2 protein-coding genes and 2 pseudogenes are annotated in these 4,709 nt (G+C 36.4%); 2 read left to right on the top strand and 2 right to left on the bottom strand.

The features are described 5' to 3' along the window. Positions 1–254 (top strand): annotated as a pseudogene (locus COJ96_RS23955) (helix-turn-helix transcriptional regulator); the annotation flags it as partial. Positions 255–666: 412 nt separating this feature from the next. Here COJ96_RS23955 and COJ96_RS23945 read toward each other — a convergent pair. After that, positions 667–1,560 (bottom strand): RpnC/YadD family protein, encoded by an 894-nt coding sequence (locus COJ96_RS23945; protein WP_098576319.1) that lies wholly within the window; start codon positions 1,558–1,560, stop codon positions 667–669. Between the two features lie 406 nt (positions 1,561–1,966). Between COJ96_RS23945 and COJ96_RS23940 the strand changes: the two genes are divergently transcribed. Further along, positions 1,967–4,291 carry a TOTE conflict system archaeo-eukaryotic primase domain-containing protein gene (locus COJ96_RS23940; protein ID WP_306460613.1) on the top strand — a complete coding sequence of 775 codons (2,325 nt, stop codon included), beginning with the start codon at positions 1,967–1,969 and terminating at the stop codon, positions 4,289–4,291. Between the two features lie 181 nt (positions 4,292–4,472). On the opposite strand, the pseudogene COJ96_RS23935 reads toward COJ96_RS23940, so the two are convergent. Then, a pseudogene (locus COJ96_RS23935) lies at positions 4,473–4,709 on the bottom strand (hypothetical protein); the annotation flags it as partial.

Here is a 4,709-nt window from a genome sequence, read left to right as displayed (position 1 = left end):
TTGAAAATGGCAGCGGACACCCAAGAGCGATTGCCCAGTTCAAAAAATATCATCCATTAAAAGTTTCCATTTCCTATACGGATCCTTACTAAACCACAGCCGTTCTAAAGACTTTTATCAATGTAAATAACAAAGAAGAAATGGCCGAAATAACCAATTGGCTGCTTTTCCTAGGTGGGGATATCAAGGTCAGGGAAATGCCGGATGAAGTCTTGGATGGTATAAAAGAGAGATTATTCCTATATTCCTCATAAATAGCGCTAGTTAATACCACATATAGATGCGTTACGGTGAACTGTGACAAAATCAAGTGAGGTTATCTCTTTAAATAGAAACAGCACCATTCCAATGAGTGTGGATGGTGCTGTTTACATTAGATGAACATTTGTTGCATAAAAGGGTCACACCCACGCGGCTTCGGCTCCCTGGTAAATTTGATAGGCTGGAACAATTGTGTCTGACACAATTTCTTTTCCTTTTTCGCGAATATAGTCAAATTTATAATAGGCAGCAAAGCTTTGGCTGATTTCTGTTTTCATCAGTCAGACGGAGTCACGATGATGAATTAAAACTTCAGTTTTTCGACAACTGAGAATATCGGGTCAAAGACCTGTGCTGAAGCGGCTTGTCCAAACGGATTACCCAAAAAGGTGCCTGACCCCCATCCTACAGCCGCGCAATCTCTCCTATTTCCAGCCCTGTTATTTCAGCAATCTCTTGAATTGGCTTACCCTTTTCTTTCATCCTTATAGCAACCATCTTAATTGCTTCCTGTTTTCCTTCCAGCCTACCTTCTTGTCTGCCTTTCTCAAGGCCTTCTTGATTTCCAAGTTCTCTTCCCCGTCTTTCATATGAATTAATTATTTCCATCACCTTATCGGCCTCTTTTGCACTCATTTCCCTCACCTCTTCAATAACTTTTTGTTCCTCTTCTTCTGTTAACTGTAAATAGGTATCAAAAAAACCCATAATTAAGGTTTGCTTTGCTGGATCCAATTTCAAGCGGAGCAGCATAAATAAAAACTCCACTTTTACCTCTGTTTTCTCCCTTTTAGTATAACCCATTTTACTTAACAGCGCCGCTGCGACTGGGTTATCTTGGCGAAGGTAGTTTCGCCAATTTTCCTTATTTAAATGAATCGTAAAATATTGAAAGTTCACCACTTGTAAGAATGGAAAATCAATTGAAAACGAGTCAGGCTCTTGTCTTTTTGAATCATGACTGAAGATAGCAATCGGAAGGATCCTTCTGCGGTATTTTTCATAGAGGCGTCCGAAGTAGATAAACATTCTTTCATTAAAATTGTGCTGGTGTTGAGCTTGGCTTTCAACATGGATAACGATTAATCCATCTTCACCTTTTAGTTTTGTTTCAACTAAAAGATCTAGCCGATATTTTTCCCCTTCCGTTACATCGGTTACAATTTCTTCTGATAAAAAACGGAAATCATGAAAGTCAATTTCCTCATAAGCATTGGGAAAGAATAACAGAATGAATTCTTCGAAAAACGTTGACAGCAATTCCTTAAATAATCGGTCATGATCGATGTGTGATGCCATTGTCTACCACTCCTATCCTTTTATCATTTACACTTGCCTTTGTGTAATGTTAAGAATTTCGTTCGATTGAGAAATACTTATATAAAATGATGAAAAACTAAAATGGAAGTTTTTATAAAATGGGAATTTGACCTGAATTTTAATGGGGATTTATTAAGGAAAGAGTATTATGGATAGAAAAATGCCAGAAGTCTTGAGAATATAGTGAAATGTAATAGCAAGAAAATAATAGCATTTCTTTATAAACTTTTGTTGAATATTATGCGATCTTCACTAAAATTTAACAAATTAAATCTAACTCCCTTTTAAGTCTGCATATCCTCTCAATGTTACACGTTTTGAAAATGACTTTCCTATTATCGTATAATTAACTCATAAAAAACTATAATATTTAGAGGTAATAAAAGTGAAATATGATCTATTAATGAAAGAGTTAAATCAGCTAAAAAAGGAAAATGAACACTTAAAACGGTTGCTCTCAAATATGATGCATCAACGGGAAGAAAAAGCAGAAATTACAATCGATGCAAACATAATTAGTAATCGGTCCTTACCAAAAGATAAAATTAATGTTTTTAAAAGTTTATTTAAGGGAAGAACAGATGTATTTGCATACAGATATGAATCTATTAATGGGAAGAGTGGTTACAGCCCAGCTTGCGATTTGGAATGGCAAAAACCATTATGTCAAAAACCACAAATTAAATGTTCCGCCTGTCAGCATCGAAGGTTAACTCCCCTTAACGATCAAGTATTATTTAACCATCTGAGTGGAAAAAAAACAGTCGGAATTTACCCTCTTCTTCAAGATGATTCATGTTTTTTTCTTGCATTTGATTTCGATAAACAAAACTGGCAACAAGACGTTTTGGCATTTGCAAAGGAATGCAAAGATAGTAATATTCCCGTATACATAGAACGATCTCGATCAGGAAAAGGTGCACATGTATGGATCTTCTTTTCAGAAAAAGTTTCAGCAGCTTTAGCCAGAAAACTTGGGATGTATCTTTTAACGAAAACACATGAAAGAAGACATCAAATTGGGTTTGACTCATTTGATCGAATGCTGCCAAATCAAGATATACTTCCTAGCGGTGGATTTGGCAATCTTATCGCTTTGCCACTACAGCTCCATTCAAAGAGTGAAGGGAATAGTGTATTTATTGATGAAAATTTTATACCCTTTGAGGATCAATGGCTGTATTTATCCTCAATTGAAAAAATGAATAAACACGATATTTCAGCCGCTTTAAATAAACTTGGATATTTACTTGTAAATGAACCAGTGGTGAAAATAAATATCCCTAAGAAAATCAATGTAATGCTCAAAAACGGTATGTATATCCGAAAAGATGGAATTCCTTCTGAAATTTTATCAAAAATGATGGCATTAGCTACTTTCAATAATCCTGAGTTTTATAAAGCGCAGTCCAAGCGAATGTCAACCTATGGGATTCAAAAGGTGATTATCTGCTATGAAGAGAATTCTGAATATCTAATACTTCCCCGTGGCTGTTATGAAGAATTAGAAAAACTGTTAAAAAGTTATTCCATTGAACTTGAAATAGAAAATGAATCATATGAAGGAGATTATCTTCAAGTTAACTTTAATGGACAACTTACATCGCAGCAAGAAGATGCCATCCAAAAATTACTGGAACATGAAAATGGGACTCTAGCAGCGTCTACAGGTTTTGGAAAAACGGTTACCGCTGCGGCACTTATAGCTAGAAGGAAAATTAATACCTTAATAATTGTGAATAGGACCCAACTCCTTCAACAATGGGTGGAAAGTTTATCTACCTTCTTCGATGTATCATCCAAAGACATAGGACAAATTGGCGGCGGCAAAAAGAATATATCTGGACAAATTGATGTAGCTACCATTCAAAGCCTAAATTCTAGGGGTGAGTTAAAATCATTTATTACTCAATATGGACAGATTATTGTTGACGAATGCCATCATATCTCTGCTTACAGCTTTGAAAAAGTATTAAAACGTATCCGCGCTAAGTATGTGTATGGGCTGACAGCTACACCTATTCGAAAGGACGGATTGCACCCCATTATCTTTATGCAGTGTGGCCCCGTACGCTACAAAACTGATGCAAAAGCACAAGCGAAAATTCGCCCTTTTAAACATACATTAATACCGACATATACGAATTTCAGATCAAATTCAACTAATCTTCAAGAAATCTACCAGTCCATTTCAAAGGATGAACAGCGAAATCAATTACTATTTGACGATGTTTTAAATGAATTAGATAAAGGAAGTTCCCCTCTTGTTTTGACGGAGAGAATTGAACATCTTGAATTCCTTCGTGATAAATTTAAAGGGTTTGCCAAAAACATTATTGTCCTTACAGGGAAAATGAATAAAAAAGAACAGAAGATGGAATTGGAACGCCTGGCTAAGATTCCAGATAACGAAGAGCGACTCATAATTGCAACCGGTAAATACATTGGTGAAGGTTTTGATGATCCCCGTTTGGACACTTTATTTTTAGCCATGCCAATATCTTGGAAAGGGACCCTTCAGCAATACGTTGGACGGTTGCACCGAATTCACTCTAACAAGCAGGAAGTTAAAGTTTTCGATTATGTTGATGTCCATGTACCTATATTAAAGACAATGTTTGAAAAGCGTCAAAGTGGGTATAAATCATTAGGATATGTTTCCTTGAATAATAAAGAAAACAGTTCAACCGAGCAAATGCAAATGTTTTAGTGGGAAGGAATTTGATTGGATTTCCAAGCTCGATATTGGGGGCAGTCTCCCTGTGAAACAGTAGCATATATTCAGGTGGATTAGCCCTAAAATCGATGGTCAAAGGACATACAACAAAAGAGAGTGCAAGGGAATCCCACATTAATGGCACTTACCTTGCACTCCGTTAATAATCTAATATTTAATTGATAACTTTCTCTTTTACAGACTCCTTCTTCAACAATTCCTTGACTTTCTGATCTATTCTCTCTATCTCCGCTGAAGAGTTCTTCCACCAGTTTCGACTCCAAATCCGTTCGATGGTCCAGCCTCTGCTTTCTAGGAACCGTTGACTGTAAACGTCTCTTTCCTTCGCATTTGCGGAGCTGTGATACATGGCTCCATTGCACTCGATTCCCAATATATATCGGGAAGAATC

This window comes from Bacillus sp. AFS073361 (assembly GCF_002567005.1).
Classification (GTDB): domain Bacteria; phylum Bacillota; class Bacilli; order Bacillales; family Cytobacillaceae; genus Neobacillus.
Note: the sequence above shows the minus strand (reverse complement) of the source record. Positions and strands in the feature narration are given on the sequence as shown.